Here is a 13,484-nt window from a genome sequence, read left to right on the forward strand (position 1 = left end):
GTGCGACGGCCCCGGAGACCGGGCGTTTCAGGACGTGCCGCGGCCGGTGACGAAGTCGCGGGCCCTGTCCACAAGGCCGGCGCCGGGGGCGAGGAGCTTGTTCGCGGGCGGGGTGTCGGGTGCGGCGGGGTGGGGGCGGGTGGGGGCCATGGCCTTGGCCCGGCGGATCTTGTCCCCCAGATCGTCGAGTGTCTCGGGTGAACACGCCTCGCGCAGCTTGGGGAAGAGGGTGTTCTCCTCGTCCTGGATGTGGCTGGACACCTCGTCCATCAGGAGCTGCAGCAGCTGCATCCGCTGGGGAGCATCGGTGTCCGTCTTCTCCAGTTGCTTGAGGATCTTCTCGATCCGGCCGTGATCCGCGAGCTCCTTGTCCGCGAGCCGGTCGCCGCCCGCGACGTGCTTCCGGACTGCCGGGTACAGGTACTGCTCCTCGGCAACCGAATGGCGTACGAGCTCGATGGTGACCTCGTCCACGAGGTCACGCAGTTCCGGGCTCTTGCCGGTCATGGATTCGATCCGACTGAACATCTCCTCGACCTCGCGGTGGTCGGTCATCAGTTCCTCGATGATGTTTCCGCCGTGTCCCATCGCCTGTTCCGCCTCTCAGTGGTTGTTGTCAGGGCCGGATTCCTGCCCTGAGGGACAGCCATCCCCCTGCCGGGGCGGCGAAGCGATCCCGGCGCGCGGATCTCACCCGGTCGGTGGCCAATGCGGGGGAAAGTCGGGCTCGATCACGAGGGGCGTGTGTCCGATCGGGGGCGTGCCGGGAGGAGGCGGCCGATGAGCGCGCCGCCGTAGACGGTGTAGCCGACGCCGACGAGCCAGGACTGGATGACCAGGATGGTGCCGACCGCGCCGTAGGAGACCGCGTTGGTCACGATGAGCGGCGCGAAGACCAGTTTGGAGAAGAGCCGGAGGCCGGCGAAGGCCCCCACGGTCGCGACCGCGCCGGGAAGCAGCCGCAGCCAGGAGACGCGCGATTCGAGGAGGAAGTGCTGCAGCCACCAGAAGTAGAGCACGCCGCCGCACGCCCCCACCGCGACGCGAGGTGCTGTCGAGGCAGCGGTGCCGGGCCAGGGGAGGCCGCGCCATGTGCTGAGGAGGATCAGTGCGATCAGTCCGGCCAGGCCGAGAATCTGGCGCCACAGGCTGTGCCACGGGCCTGGCGGCAGCTGCCAGATCCGTTCGTAGGCGTTCTGGACGGCGGCCATCAGCGAGATGCCGAACAGGGCGAGGCCGACCAGCCCCAGCACGGTGGTGGCGCTCAGGACGGCCTGGCGGGAAGCGAAGAGTTCGTCCACCGCGGGGACCGAGCTGCCGGACACGCCGAGACCTTCGGTGATCCAGTCCGCGATCCCGCTTCCCTGGGCGGGCAACGCCGCCGCGATCACGACCAGCAGGGGCACCAGCGTGACGAGGAACAGGGTGGCGAAGGCCATCGCGCGGTGCAGCAGCTCGATTTCCCGACCGGCGCGCCACACACTCGCGGCGGCCTCTACCACCCGCCGGCACGGCTCCTTGACGAACCTCATGCTCCGTTCTCCGGCCACGGAAGCACACTTCCTTCGGCAGTACGCCGGCCTGGGAGGCCGGATCCCAGCGGTTGCGCGCTGTCGGCCGCCATCGCACGCGACGCAGAGGTCTCTGGCTGCCTGTCCCAGTCTGTCTCGGCGGCCGCCGCCTGCAACACCGCACCGCTGTGACGCAGGTCAGAGTGGGCCGCTCAGGCCGGTGATCATGTCGGTGACCTCGGAAACACCACCCCGGGCGAGCGCCTGCCGCTGCCGGTCCGCGCCGGTGCCCAGCTGGAGCAGCCCGTGCACCAGGGCCCGGACCTCCCGTGCGTCTCCCGCATCCTCCAGGGCCCGGCCGACGTGACGCATCAGGCGGCAGACCACGTCTCCGGCGCGTCGCCGTAGGCCGTCCGGGTCGATCAGGTCGCCGGAAAGTCCGGGCCGGGCGGCCTGCCACATCGTCGCCTCCAGCAGTTCCGGGTCGGGCTGCCGGACCGGCTCGCCCCCGACGCTGTCCCACATTGCGTGCTGTACGAGGGCCCGCACGACACCGGCGGACATCACGGCCTCGTCGGTACGCAACTGGACGTCGAAGCAGCGGACCTCGATCGTCGGACAGCGCTCGGACAGTCCGGCCTGCCAGTAGAGCCGGCCGGTGTCGGCGATGACGCCGCCGTCCAGCAGGTGCTGGACCCGTCGGTCGTAGTCGAGGTCGTCGACGAAGAACGGCGGAACGCCGCTGACCGGCCACCGGACGTTTCCGCCCTCCGGGCCTCATTCGGGCTCGGAGGGGACTTCGGGTCGATGACCGGCAACCGGCTCTCGCCCGGTCAACTGGGCGCCCGGGAGGCCATGTTCAGCGGCATCGCCCACCTGTCGTGCGGCCAGGGGGCGTACGGCGGACGGGAGCGACCTCTGGACGACGTCTGCCAGGCGGTCGGCTGACGACGGCCGCCCGGCCGCCCGCCGTCGTGAACTCGCCATCCGGGAGCATGAATCAGCCGGAACGCGACAGGTTTCATAGTTTCCCTATCGGATTACTAGGAAAAGTGTTGACGGTGGTCGAAGAGGAGAGTGAGGATGACGAAGCCGACGCATCGCCGCACCCCCACGCCGCCTCGCCGGGCATCGCGTCGCCCTTTCCCCCCCTGAAAGAAGACGCCATGACCACAGCACTGAGCTGCAGCGACAGCCGCACCCGCGGCCGCATGAAGCGGGCGAGGACGTAACCGGTGAAGGCGGACGAGGTGACCGACACGGGGACCGGACGGACCGACTGGCTGCACATAGCCCGTGAGATGGCGGACGACCTGGCCACGGACGCGGCCGAGCGCGAACAGGCCGCCAAGGCACCGCTCGACGAGGTGGCGCGGCTGCGCGAGTCGGGACTGCTGACACTGCCGGCGGCGGCCGATCTCGGGGGAGGCGGCGCGGACTGGCGTACGACCTACGCGGTCGTCCGGACGGTCGCCGCGGCCGACGGCGCCATCGGCCACCTGCTGGGCAACCACTACTTCCTGTCCCGCAGCGCCCGGTTCTTCGCCGACCGCACCCGTGCCGACCTCGTCGAGCGGGAGTCGGCGGCGGGGCAGTGGTGCTGGGGAGGCGGGATCTCCTCACACGAACCACCGCTCATCCTGACCCCCACCTCGGGCGGCTATCTGCTCAACGGCTACCAGAGGTATGCCACCGGAGTCGGTATCGCCGACCGGCTCGTGGTCCGCGCCGCCAGGTACGGCACCGGAGAACCATGGGCCGTCCTGGTCGACCCCGCCCGCCCGGGCGTCGTGAGCGGCAGCAGCGGGGACGCCTTCGGCCAGCGCCTGGCGGCCGGCGGCGGCGTGCAGTTCGATTCCGTGCCGGTCGCCGCCGACGATGTGCTCGGCACCCTCTCACCGGACGAGGGCGTCCTGTCACCTTTCGCCTCCCTGGCCGCGCCGACCGCGCGTCTGGTCTCCGTCCAGTTCTGTCTCGGCGTGGCCGAGGGCCTGCTGGCCGAGGTGCGCGAGTGCGGAAGGGGCATGAGGTCCTCCTGGCAGCCGTTCTCGCCCGAGCCCTGGCCGGACGGCCCGCCGCAGGATCCGCACGCGCTGACCGTGTACGGCGAGCTCACCGTCGTCGCACGTGCCGCCTCCGCCCTCGCCGGGCAGGCGGTGGACGCCCTGGTGCGCGGCCTCGAACAAGGCGAGGAACTCGACTACGAGGAGTGCGCGGAGATCGCCGTCCTCGCCAGCGTGGCCGAGTCGGCCTCCTCCCGGGCCGCGCAGGAGATCACCACGCGTGCCCTGGACGTCATCGGCGCCGACGCCGCCTCCGCACGGCACGGCTTCGACCGCTTCTGGCGCAACGCCCGCACCCACACCCTGCGCGAGCCGGTCGCCCACAGACTGCGCGAGGTGGGCGACTACTTCCTCAACGGCGCGCACCCGCCCTTCGCCCTTCCCGCCTGACCAGGGGCGACCGGTGCGGGGGCGCACACGGCAGTGAGGGATACTGGCAGCATGCGGATCTCGGCGCGGGCGGACTATGCGGTGCGGGCGGCACTGGAACTGGCCGCCGCGGGGAGCGAGGCCTCGCTCAAGGCCGAGGCGATCGCTGCGGCGCAGGGCATCCCGCACAAATTCCTGGAGGGCATCCTCGGCGATCTGCGCCGGGGCGGTCTCGTGGTCAGCCAGCGGGGTGGCAACGGCGGCTACCGGCTCGCCCGCCCGGCGGAGTCGATCGCCATCGCCGACGTCATCCGCGTCGCGGACGGCCCCCTGGTCTCGGTGCGGGGAGTACGCCCGCCGGAGCTCTCCTACTCCGGTCCCGCGGAGTCGCTGCTGCCGCTGTGGATCGCCGCGCGCGCCAACGTCCGCAAGATCCTCGGCGAGACCACCCTGGCCCACGTGGCCTCGGCCAAGCTGCCCGACCAGGTCCTGAGCCTCGCGGAGGACCCCGAGGCCTGGACGAATCCCTGACCGGCGTCGGCCTCGCCGGCCGCACGGCAGGTCGCGGTCACAGCGTCCGCATCGCGTAGGCCCTGACGTCCGCGTCCGAGTCCGTCGTCGCGGTGGCCAGGGCTGCTCGGGCGTCCTCGACGGCACGGTGCCGGGTCAGGGCCAGTACGGCGGCCTTGCGGACGTCGGCGTTTCGGTCGCTGAGGGCCTTGGCGAGGGCCGGGACGGCGAGGCCGGAGTCCGCGGCGGACAGAGCGGTGGCGGCGCCGGCCCGGACCTGCCAGGCCGGGTCCGACAGGGCCGCCTCGGCGCGGTCGGCCAGGGCCGACGGGCAGCCCCTCGTGCCCAGAGCCTCGTAGGCCGCCCCGCGCACCAGGGCGTCGGGATCGTCGACGAGCGCGGAGAGGGCCGAGCGGGCCATGTCCGAGCCCGTGTCCATCGTGGCCAGGGTCTTGGCGATCGTGACGCGGACCTCGCGGGACGGATCGACGGATGCTGCGCGGGCCACCTCCGCACAGGCGTCGACCGACACCAGCGCGCGCACGGCCGCGATGCGTACGGCGATGTCGCGGTCCGCCAGCGAGGGCGCGAACAGCTCGGCGTCACCGAGCCGCAGGGCACGCAGTACGTCCAGTGCTGCGGCGCGGACCGTGGGGTCGGCCGCGGACAGGGCGGCGGCGAGGCCGTCGCGCAGGGCCGGTTCCGGCGGCAGCGTCTCGGTCAGTTCGCGCAGTGAGGCCACGGCGGCGGCGCGTACGCCGGCGTCGGGATCGGCGAGTGCGGAAGCCAGTGCCGGTCCGGTGCCCGGTGGCACGGTCTCCGTCAGGACCGTGACGGCCGTCCGGCGCACGCCGGCGTCGGGGTCCGTCAAATAGCCGGTGAGCACGCGGAGATCGGGCTCGCCCTCGGCGAGCAGGAGGAGTTCCAGCAGGCGAGGTGTGGCCTGCGCGTCGGCGTCGGCCAGAGGTTGGGCGGTGGTGCCGGCCACAGTGGGTTCGTGCCGCAGTGCCACCGGCGCCGCTTCCCGGGCCCCTGCCGTCGCCACGTGTTCCGGGTCGACCTCGCCCAGGTGCCGGGAGGGTCCGCCGGCCGGGGTGAAGCCGTCGACGGGGACCAGGTAGGCAGCCACGGGACGGGCCGTGAACTCCATCGCGCCGGAGGGGGACTTGTACAGATCGAGGTGGTGGAACCAGGACGCGTCGTCACGCCGGGGGTGGTCGACGCGGTCGTGGTAGAGGCCCCAGCGGGACTCGGTGCGGGCCAGGGAGGCGCGTGCGGCCATCTCCGCGCAGTCGCGGATGAAGGTGACCTCGGCGCAGCGCATGAGTTCGTGGGGGGTGCGGGCGCCCATCGCGGCGATGTCGTCCCGCATCCGCTCGAAGGCCTCCAGGGCGAGGGAGAGCCGGGCGCCGGACTTGGGCGGGGCGACGTAGTCGTTGACGAAGCGGCGCAGCTTGTACTCGACCTGGGGCTGCGGTGGACCGTCCGGGTTGCGCAGCGGGCGGTAGATCAGCTCGTGCGCCTCGCGCAGCTGGTCGCCGGCCAACTCGCCCTCGTAGGCCCGGTACCGGGACGCGTCCGCTCCGGCCAGGTCGCCGAAGACGAACGCGCCGATCATGTAGTTGTGCGGTACGCAGGCCAGGTCGCCGGCGGCGTACAGGCGCGGGACGGTCGTACGTGCGTGGTCGTCGACCCGTACGCCCGAGGCCGAGTGGCCGCCGCACAGGCCGATTTCCGAGATGTGCATCTCGACGTCGTGGGTGCGGTAGTCGTGGCCCCGGCCGGCGTGGAAGGTGCCTCGGGTGGGGCGCTCGGTCGAGTGGAGGATCGACTCCAGGGCCGCGACCGACTCCTCCGGAAGGTGGCTCAGCTTCAGGTAGACCGGGCCGCGGTCGCTCGCGGTCTCGGCTGCGAACTCGGCCATCATCTGGCCGGACCAGTAGTCGGAGTCGACGAAGCGTTCACCGTGCCGGTTGACCTGGTAGCCGCCGAAGGGGTTGGCGACGTAGGCGCAGGCGGGCCCGTTGTAGTCCTTGATCAGCGGGTTGATCTGGAAGCACTCGATGCCGGTGAGTTCGGCGCCCGCGTGGTAGGCCATCGCGTAGCCGTCGCCCGCGTTGGTGGGGTTCTCGTAGGTGCCGTAGAGGTAGCCGGAGGCGGGCAGTCCGAGCCGGCCGCAGGCGCCGGTCGCCAGGATCACGGCGCCCGCGCGCACCACCACGAACGCGCCGGTGCGGGTGTTGAGGCCGGCCGCCCCCACCGCCCGCCGGTCCTCGCCCTCGCCCGCCGTCAGCACCCGCACCGGCATCACCCGGTTCTCGATGCGGATCCGCTCGCGCATCTCGCGCCGCCGCAGCTGCCGGTACAGGACCTTCTTGACGTCCTTGCCCTCCGGCATCGGCAGCACGTAGGAGCCGGAGCGGTGGACCTGGCGGACGGCGTACTCGCCGTGCTCGTCCTTCTCGAACTTCACGCCGTACGACTCCAGCCGCTGCACCATGGCGAAGCCGCGGGTGGCGGTCTGGCGGACGGTGGACTGGTCGACGATGCCGTCGTTGGCGCGGGTGATCTCGGCGACGTAGTCGTCGGGTTCGGCGCGACCGGGGATGACGGCGTTGTTGACGCCGTCCATGCCCATCGCGAGGGCGCCGGAGTGGCGCACGTGCGCCTTCTCCAGCAGCAGGACGTCGGCGCCGTGCTCGGCGGCGGTCAGGGCCGCCATGGTGCCGGCGGTGCCGCCGCCGATGACGAGGACGTCGCAGGTCAGTTCCTCGGCGTCGGTGAGGGCGGGGAGTTGCAGGGTCGGGGAGGGGGTGTTGGCGCGAGGGTTCACCGGGGTGCCTTTCACGTGCCGAGCGAGGTGAGGACGTCGCGGCGCAGGGCCACGCGGGCCGGGTCGTCGTGGGCCGTGCGCTCGCGTGGGTGCGGCACGTCCCGTACGGAGAGCAGGCGGCCGGCGCCGAGCAGGGCCACGCGGTCGCCGAGGAACAGGGCCTCGTCCACGTCGTGGGTGACGAAGACGACTGTGGCGCCCGTGCCCCGCAGCACCTGCACGAGCAGGTCCTGCATGCCGGCCCGGGTCTGGGCGTCGAGGGCGCCGAACGGCTCGTCCATGAGGACGGCGCGCGGACGCCCGGCCAGCGCGCGGGCCAACTGGGCGCGCTGGCGCTGCCCGCCGGAGACGCGGTGGGGCAACTGGTGGGAGTGGTCGGCGAGTCCGACCCGGGCCAGCCACTCCTCGGCCTCGACGCGGCGTTCGCGGCGCGCGACACGGCGGACGGCGAGCGGGAGTTCGACGTTGGCGCGCAGGGTGCGCCAGGGCAGGAGGGCGTCCTCCTGGAAGACCAGGGCGCGTTCGGCGGAGGGCCCGGTCAGGGGATGCCCGTCCTGGTCGATCGCTCCGGCCAGCGGGGGCAGCAGGCCCGACAGGCTGCGCAGCAGGGTCGACTTGCCGCAGCCGGAGGGGCCGACGACGGTGAGGATCTCACCGCGCGCGATGTCCAGGTCGACGCCGGCCAGGACGGGGGCGTCGGGGCGGCCGAGCGTCGCGGCGTGCAGGGTGAGCCGGGTACCGCGTACGGACGACGGCGCCCGGTCCGCCGCACGCGGTTCGTGCTCGGTCTCAGACGAGGTGCTCATCGCGTGCCTCCTCGGTGTCGGAGGGGTGTTCGGTGCGGCGTACGGCGGCGGGGGCCCGGCGGGCCGGCGTGAGCGGGCGCGGCGTCGGCCGGGTTGCGGGGACGTACGACGTGCGAGGCAGCCAGCGGGTCAGTCGGCGGCCCGCCAACTCGACGGCCGTGGAGGTGAGCCAGCCGAGGAGGCCGATCGTGACCATGCCGACGAAGACACCGGGGTAGTCGACGATCGTGTAGTCCTGCCAGGTGCGGTAGCCGACGCCGTACTGACCGGAGATCATCTCGGCGGAGATCACACAGATCCACGAGACGCCGATGCCGACCGACAGACCGCCGAAGATGCCGGGCAGCGCGCCCGGCAGGACGACCGAGCCGAGGATGCGCCACCGGCCGCCGCCCATCGTGAGCACGGCCTCCTCCCACACGGGGGTCAGCGCCCGTACGGAGTGCCGGGTGGAGACCAGGACCGGGAAGAAGGCCGCGGTGAACGTGATGAAGACGATGCCCTGTTCGTTGGAGGGGAACAGGAGGATCGCCACGGGCACCAGGGCGATCGCCGGGATCGGGCGGATCATTTCCAGCAGGGGGCCCAGGAGGTCCTCGGCCAGGGGCGAGCGGGCCACGAGCACGCCGACCGCCACGCCCAGCACCGCTGCCAGCAGGAAGCCGGTGGCGATGCGGGTCAGGCTGTCGGTGAGGTCCTTCCAGTAGTCCGCCCCGCCGAGGCGGTCGGCGAAGGCGTGTGCCACGTCGGTGACGGTGGGGAACTGCGAGAAGCGCAGCCACAGGTCGATGTCCAGGCCGGTCAGCAGCTGCCAGAGGCCGAGGGCGGCCGCGACGGCGCCCACCCGCAGCGCGTACCGGCCGATCGGCGGCAGCGGCCGCCGGTGGCGGACCGCTCGCGGCGCGGGCCGGCTCACGCGGCACGCTCCAGGGCCTGGGCGTACGTGATCACGCGGGCACCGCCGTGCGCGAGGACGTACGCCTGCGCGGTCGCCGGGGCGACGAACGGCAGGAGCCGGTCGCCGTCGGCCACCCAGAGGGCCTTGTCGGCGAACCACAGGGTGCCGGTGGTGGCGTCGGGCACGTAGGCGGCGCGGATGCCGCCGGGGTGCGCGGCCACGTAGGCCAGCAGCTGTGCCGGGGACGCGAAGGACTTGGTCTCCCGGGCGCCCTTCGGCCATGCCTCGCTCGCGGCGGCGGGCGGCACGGCGGCGAGCTGCTTCGCGTACGAGGCCCCGAGGGCCTTCTTCACATAGTGGTCGTCGACGAAGGAGTCCACGTCGATGTCGTCGGTCAGCTTCGCCGCCTTCAGGACCGACACGTCCTGCTTCAGCGCGGAGACGAGCTGCGGCTTGACGGCCGGGTCGAAGGTGGCGATGCCGTGGGCGCCGTTGTAGAGGTAGACGACCTCGGCGGGCAGGCCGGTGGCCTCGGCGACCTTCTCGGCGGCGGCCACGGGACGGGAGTTGAGGTAGGCGGTGGCCTCGACCTGGGCCTTGAGGAAGGCCTCCAGTACGGCAGGCCTGTTCCTGGCGAAGTCCTCGCGGGCGGTGACGCCGTGGAAGGTGGGCAGGTTCAACTGGGCGCCGTCGTAGAGGGCTTTCGCCCTGCCCTGGTAGGTGAGCAGGCCGGGCCAGGCGACGAACTGCGAGAGGGCGTCCACGCTGCCCGCGGCCAGGGCCGAAGCACCCACGGCGGGCTGCTGGTTGAGCTTCTCGACGCCGTCGTCCGGGTCGATGCCGGCGCGCTGCAGGGCCCGTACGAGGGTGCCGTCGGCGGCGGAGCCGACGCTCGTGGAGACCTTCTTGCCCTTCAGGTCCTTCAGGGAGGCGAGCTTGGAGTCGGGCGAGGTGACGATGGTGTTGAGGCCGCCGCGGAGGTTGTAGCCGGTGACGGAGACCAGCCGGGTGGGGCGGTTCAGCTGTTTGCCGCGGGCGGCGTTGATGAGCAGCGGGAAGTCGCCCATCGAGCCGATGTCGATCTTCCCGGCGGTCATCTGGGCGGTGATCGGGGCGCCGGTGGCGTAGTCCTGCCAGTCGACCTTGTAGGTGCGGCCGTCGCCGAGGGAGTTCAGCTGCTTCTCGAAGTAGCCGAGCGAGCGCAGGAGGGTTCCCGCGGTGACCGTGTTGATGGTCTTGGACTGGTAGCCGACAGTGACCGTGACGATGGAGCCGTCGGCGCCCGCCGCATCGCCGCCGCAGGCGGTCAGCGGCGCGAGGAGCAGAGTGGCGGCTGCGGCAAGTGCGGTGCGTTTCATGGCAGTTCGGCCTTTCACCGGAGCAGGTAGGGCATGTTGACCGTGACGGCCCCGGTGGGGCAGCGGGCCGCGCACGGGCCGCAGTACCAGCACTCGTCGACGTGCATGTACGCCTTGCCGCTGCTGTCGTCGATGGCGAGGGAGTCCAGTGGGCACATGTCCACGCAGAGCGTGCAGCCGTCGATGCACTTCGACTCGTCGATGGTCACGGGCACGTCGGCCCGCTGGGGCGCCAAGGGCATGGCTGTCTCCAGGAATGTGCGCGAAGGGGGTTGTTACCGGGAGCGGTGCAGCAGACCGCTCATCGAGATGCGGTCGCCGCGGAAGCGGATGAATTCCAGGTCGACGGGCCGCCCGTCGGCGAGGTACGTGAGGCGTTCCAGCATCAGCACGGCCGTACCACGCGGTGCCTGCAGTACGGCGGCGGAGTGGGCGTCCGCGTTCACCGCCTCGATGCTGATCTCGGCGTGACCGAGCGGGGTGCCGGTGAGCGTCTCCAGGAGCCGGAAGATGTCCGTGTTCTCCAGGTCCTCGCCGAGCAGGGCGGTGCCGAAGTCGAGCGGGATGTAGGTGAGGTCGAGGGACAGGGGCAGGCCGTTGAGCCGGCGCAGACGTTCGATGTAGAGGACGTCGGTGCCGGGCGGGACGTGCAGGCGGTCGGCCACCGGGGACGGGGCGGGGACGGGGCCCACGGTGCGGACCTCGTTGGTGACCTGGCCGTGTTCGCGCAGGGTTTCCGCGAGGCCCATCAGCCGGTCGAGTCCGTGCGGGTACTTCCGGGCCACGACGACCGTGCCGACGCCGGGGAGGCGTTCGACCAGGCCCTCTGCACGCAGCAGGTCGAGGGCCTGGCGGACGGTGTTGCGGGAGGCGCTGTAGTCCGAGGCGAGGGTCGTCTCGTGCGGCAGCGCGCGGTCCGGGAACCCTCCGGCCAGGAGCTGGTGGCGGATCAGGTCGGCGAGCTGGCGGGCCCGGTCCGCACGCAGCCGTCGCCGCGCGCGGTGGGCGGCGACGGTGCTCGCGCCCTGGTCGGCGTGGTCTCGGACACGGTCGGCGGGTGACATGTTTCGGACCATACCTATCTGGTAGGGAAAGCGGTGTTGCCGCAGTGTTGCGCCACCTGACACATGACCAGATGGCCATCTGACCAGCGGTTTCGTCGCACAGACAGCAAGATCTGCCAGCGCCGGGGGCTGCCCACGCCGGCCGGTGAAGCGAGCGGCGCGAGACGTCTCCCAGCTGCTCCACCTGCGCCCCGAGACCGCCAGGATCCGCCTCCCGCGCACACGACGGCACCGGCTCGCGTGCGGCGATGGCGCTTGTGCGGGCCGGTGCTGTCGTGTGCGCGTGGCCGACGGCCGGGCGCACGCTCTGTGTCGAGGGGGATCCGTTCGTTCAGCGGGTGACCAGCAGGCCACGGCTGCGCAGCACCCACCGCTCCAGCGGGCTGAAGATCAGCAGGTCGATGGCGATGCCGACGAGCAGGATCAGGAAGATGGCCAGGAACACCTGCGACATGCTGGAGTTGTTGCGCCCGTTCTCCAGCAACTGGCCCAGGCCGACGCCGAGATCGGGCGAGGAGGCGATGATCTCGGCGGCCATCAGCGACCGCCAGGAGAACGCCCAGCCCTGCTTGAGCCCGGCCACGTAGCCGGGCAGTGCCCCCGGCATCACGATGTGCCGCGCCTCGCGCAGGCCGGTCGCGCCCATGGTCCGGCCGGCCCGCAGGTACAGCGGCGGGATCTGGTCGATGCCCGCCACCAGGCCGTTCGCGATGGACGGGACCGCGCCGAGCAGGATCACGGCGTACATCATCGAGTCGTTGAGGCCCAGCCAGATCACGGCGGGCGGTACCCAGGCCACCGACGGCAGGGACTGCAGGCCCGACAGGATGGGGCCGATGGCCGCTCGCACGAAGGACACCCGGGCGACCAGCAGGCCGAGTGGCGTACCGAGGGCGAGCGCCAGCAGGAAGCCGAGCAGACCGCGCGAGACGCTGGTCCAGATGTAGTCGAGCAGAGTGCCCCGGAGCCAGGCTTCGCGCACCTCGCCCCACACGGCGGAGGGCGCGGGCAGCTTGTAGTCGGGGGCGACGTGCGCCCACACCAGCAGTTGCCAGACGACCAGCACCAGTGCCACCGCGGTGACAGGGGGCAGGACCTTGCGTATCAGGGTCTCGCGCAGCGGCGCACGTCCGGTCTGTACGGCGTCCAGGGCGTCGAGCCCGGCCTCGACTCCCGCGAGATCACCCGGCGTCCGGGCGCCCCGGACGGCCGTGGAGCCGTCCTTCTCGGTGTCGGTGTCGGTGCCGGTGTCAGTGCTGGCCATGGCGGCGGATCTCCCCACGCAGTTCTTCGGTGATCTCGACGGACAGTTCGGCGACCGCGCTGTCCTCGATGCGGCGGGGCTGCGGAATACCGACCGTCCACTCCCGGGCGATCCGTCCCGGCCGGGAGGACAGCAGGACGACGCGCTGGGCCAGTCGTACCGCCTCGCGCACGTTGTGCGTCACGAACAGCACCGACACCCCCGTCTCCTGCCAGATGCGGGTCAGTTCGTCGTGCAGGACGTCCCGGGTGATGGCGTCCAGAGCCGCGAACGGCTCGTCCATGAGCAGCAGCCGGCTGTCCTGGGCCAGCGCCCGGGCCAGCGCGACGCGCTGGCGCATACCGCCCGACAGCTCGTGCACCCGCTTGCCGTACGCGCCCTCCAGCCGTACGAGTGCCAGCAGCCGGTGCGCCTCCTGACGGCGCTCGGGCTTGGCGACCCCGCGCAGTTTCAGCGCGAGTTCGATGTTCTTGCCCGCGGTCAGCCACGGGAACAGGGCGTGCTCCTGGAACATCAGGGCGGGCCGGCCGTCCGTGCTGATCGAGCCGGCGGACGGCCGGTCCAGTCCCGCGACCAGGTTGAGCAGGGTGGACTTGCCGCAGCCCGAGGCCCCCAGGAGGGTGACGAACTCGCCCGGTGCGACATCGAGCGTGATGTCGTCCAGCACGAGCTGTGATCCGCCGGGCGTGCCCTGGGCGGGGAAGGACTTCGAGACGTGCTCGATGCGGGCGGCGTGCGACACCGTCCTGGTGTCCTCGGCCATGCCGGTGAACGTGGCGGCCATGGTCGTCACCTCCTGTGGACTCGT

13 protein-coding genes and 1 pseudogene are annotated in these 13,484 nt (G+C 72.0%); 3 read left to right on the plus strand and 11 right to left on the minus strand.

What is annotated here, in order from left to right; translation table 11 throughout:
* Positions 1-27: 27 nt before the first annotated feature.
* From ABT085_RS12225 to ABT085_RS12235, 3 genes and pseudogenes are all read right to left on the minus strand, one after another.
* The gene (locus ABT085_RS12225; RefSeq protein WP_351605153.1) at positions 28-588 is read right to left on the minus strand and encodes a hemerythrin domain-containing protein; all 561 of its coding nucleotides are present in this window, start codon (positions 586-588) and stop codon (positions 28-30) included.
* A 143-nt stretch (positions 589-731) separates the two neighbouring features.
* Positions 732-1,532: a YhjD/YihY/BrkB family envelope integrity protein gene (locus ABT085_RS12230; RefSeq protein ID WP_351605156.1), complete on the minus strand. Its 801-nt coding sequence runs from the start codon at positions 1,530-1,532 to the stop codon at positions 732-734.
* Between the two features lie 177 nt (positions 1,533-1,709).
* Positions 1,710-2,252 (minus strand): annotated as a pseudogene (locus tag ABT085_RS12235) (carboxylate-amine ligase); the annotation flags it as partial.
* Between the two features lie 66 nt (positions 2,253-2,318).
* Here ABT085_RS12235 and ABT085_RS12240 point away from each other — a divergent pair.
* The 3 genes from ABT085_RS12240 (at position 2,319) to ABT085_RS12250 (ending at position 4,474) form a co-directional block, all read left to right on the plus strand.
* On the plus strand, positions 2,319-2,459 hold the full coding sequence (locus tag ABT085_RS12240; RefSeq protein ID WP_351605159.1) for a hypothetical protein: 141 nt from the start codon (positions 2,319-2,321) through the stop codon (positions 2,457-2,459).
* A 353-nt stretch (positions 2,460-2,812) separates the two neighbouring features.
* On the plus strand, positions 2,813-3,964 hold the full coding sequence (locus ABT085_RS12245) for an acyl-CoA dehydrogenase family protein (RefSeq protein WP_351605232.1): 1,152 nt from the start codon (positions 2,813-2,815) through the stop codon (positions 3,962-3,964).
* A gap of 51 nt (positions 3,965-4,015) precedes the next feature.
* Positions 4,016-4,474 (plus strand): RrF2 family transcriptional regulator, encoded by a 459-nt coding sequence (locus tag ABT085_RS12250; protein ID WP_351605162.1) that lies wholly within the window; start codon positions 4,016-4,018, stop codon positions 4,472-4,474.
* A gap of 37 nt (positions 4,475-4,511) precedes the next feature.
* On the opposite strand, the gene ABT085_RS12255 is transcribed toward ABT085_RS12250, so the two are convergent.
* From ABT085_RS12255 to ABT085_RS12290, 8 genes are all read right to left on the minus strand, one after another.
* Positions 4,512-7,286: a fumarate reductase/succinate dehydrogenase flavoprotein subunit gene (locus tag ABT085_RS12255; RefSeq protein ID WP_502982713.1), complete on the minus strand. Its 2,775-nt coding sequence runs from the start codon at positions 7,284-7,286 to the stop codon at positions 4,512-4,514.
* An 11-nt stretch (positions 7,287-7,297) separates the two neighbouring features.
* Entirely contained in the window at positions 7,298-8,092 is a 795-nt protein-coding gene (locus tag ABT085_RS12260; RefSeq protein WP_351605165.1) for an ABC transporter ATP-binding protein, read from the minus strand.
* Positions 8,076-9,008: an ABC transporter permease gene (locus tag ABT085_RS12265; protein ID WP_502982714.1), complete on the minus strand. Its 933-nt coding sequence runs from the start codon at positions 9,006-9,008 to the stop codon at positions 8,076-8,078. Before ABT085_RS12265 ends, ABT085_RS12260 begins: the two co-directional genes overlap by 17 nt.
* Positions 9,005-10,348 (minus strand): ABC transporter substrate-binding protein, encoded by a 1,344-nt coding sequence (locus ABT085_RS12270; protein ID WP_351605168.1) that lies wholly within the window; start codon positions 10,346-10,348, stop codon positions 9,005-9,007. Before ABT085_RS12270 ends, ABT085_RS12265 begins: the two co-directional genes overlap by 4 nt.
* Before the next feature lie 14 nt (positions 10,349-10,362).
* On the minus strand, positions 10,363-10,590 hold the full coding sequence (locus ABT085_RS12275) for a 4Fe-4S dicluster domain-containing protein (protein ID WP_016437651.1): 228 nt from the start codon (positions 10,588-10,590) through the stop codon (positions 10,363-10,365).
* A 33-nt stretch (positions 10,591-10,623) separates the two neighbouring features.
* Positions 10,624-11,412 (minus strand): GntR family transcriptional regulator, encoded by a 789-nt coding sequence (locus ABT085_RS12280; RefSeq protein WP_351605171.1) that lies wholly within the window; start codon positions 11,410-11,412, stop codon positions 10,624-10,626.
* A 331-nt stretch (positions 11,413-11,743) separates the two neighbouring features.
* Positions 11,744-12,676 carry an ABC transporter permease gene (locus ABT085_RS12285; RefSeq protein WP_351605174.1) on the minus strand — a complete coding sequence of 311 codons (933 nt, stop codon included), beginning with the start codon at positions 12,674-12,676 and terminating at the stop codon, positions 11,744-11,746.
* A complete protein-coding gene (locus ABT085_RS12290; RefSeq protein ID WP_351605177.1) occupies positions 12,663-13,460 on the minus strand; it encodes an ABC transporter ATP-binding protein in 798 nt (265 codons plus the stop codon). The genes ABT085_RS12285 and ABT085_RS12290 overlap by 14 nt, the downstream gene beginning before the upstream one ends.
* Positions 13,461-13,484: the final 24 nt, after the last annotated feature.

The sequence above is a fragment of the Streptomyces sp. NPDC002265 genome, from assembly GCF_040296125.1.
GTDB lineage: Bacteria > Actinomycetota > Actinomycetes > Streptomycetales > Streptomycetaceae > Streptomyces.

Bases quoted from the DNA above. Each gene is read 5' to 3' on its own strand.
- ABT085_RS12225 (WP_351605153.1), bottom strand. From the start codon at position 588: ATGGGACACGGCGGAAACATCATCGAGGAACTGATGACCGACCACCGC.
- ABT085_RS12230 (WP_351605156.1), bottom strand. From the start codon at position 1,532: ATGAGGTTCGTCAAGGAGCCGTGCCGGCGGGTGGTAGAGGCCGCCGCG.
- ABT085_RS12240 (WP_351605159.1), top strand. From the start codon at position 2,319: ATGACCGGCAACCGGCTCTCGCCCGGTCAACTGGGCGCCCGGGAGGCC.
- ABT085_RS12245 (WP_351605232.1), top strand. From the start codon at position 2,813: ATGGCGGACGACCTGGCCACGGACGCGGCCGAGCGCGAACAGGCCGCC.
- ABT085_RS12250 (WP_351605162.1), top strand. From the start codon at position 4,016: ATGCGGATCTCGGCGCGGGCGGACTATGCGGTGCGGGCGGCACTGGAA.
- ABT085_RS12260 (WP_351605165.1), bottom strand. From the start codon at position 8,092: ATGAGCACCTCGTCTGAGACCGAGCACGAACCGCGTGCGGCGGACCGG.
- ABT085_RS12270 (WP_351605168.1), bottom strand. From the start codon at position 10,348: ATGAAACGCACCGCACTTGCCGCAGCCGCCACTCTGCTCCTCGCGCCG.
- ABT085_RS12275 (WP_016437651.1), bottom strand. From the start codon at position 10,590: ATGCCCTTGGCGCCCCAGCGGGCCGACGTGCCCGTGACCATCGACGAG.
- ABT085_RS12280 (WP_351605171.1), bottom strand. From the start codon at position 11,412: ATGTCACCCGCCGACCGTGTCCGAGACCACGCCGACCAGGGCGCGAGC.
- ABT085_RS12285 (WP_351605174.1), bottom strand. From the start codon at position 12,676: ATGGCCAGCACTGACACCGGCACCGACACCGACACCGAGAAGGACGGC.
- ABT085_RS12290 (WP_351605177.1), bottom strand. From the start codon at position 13,460: ATGGCCGCCACGTTCACCGGCATGGCCGAGGACACCAGGACGGTGTCG.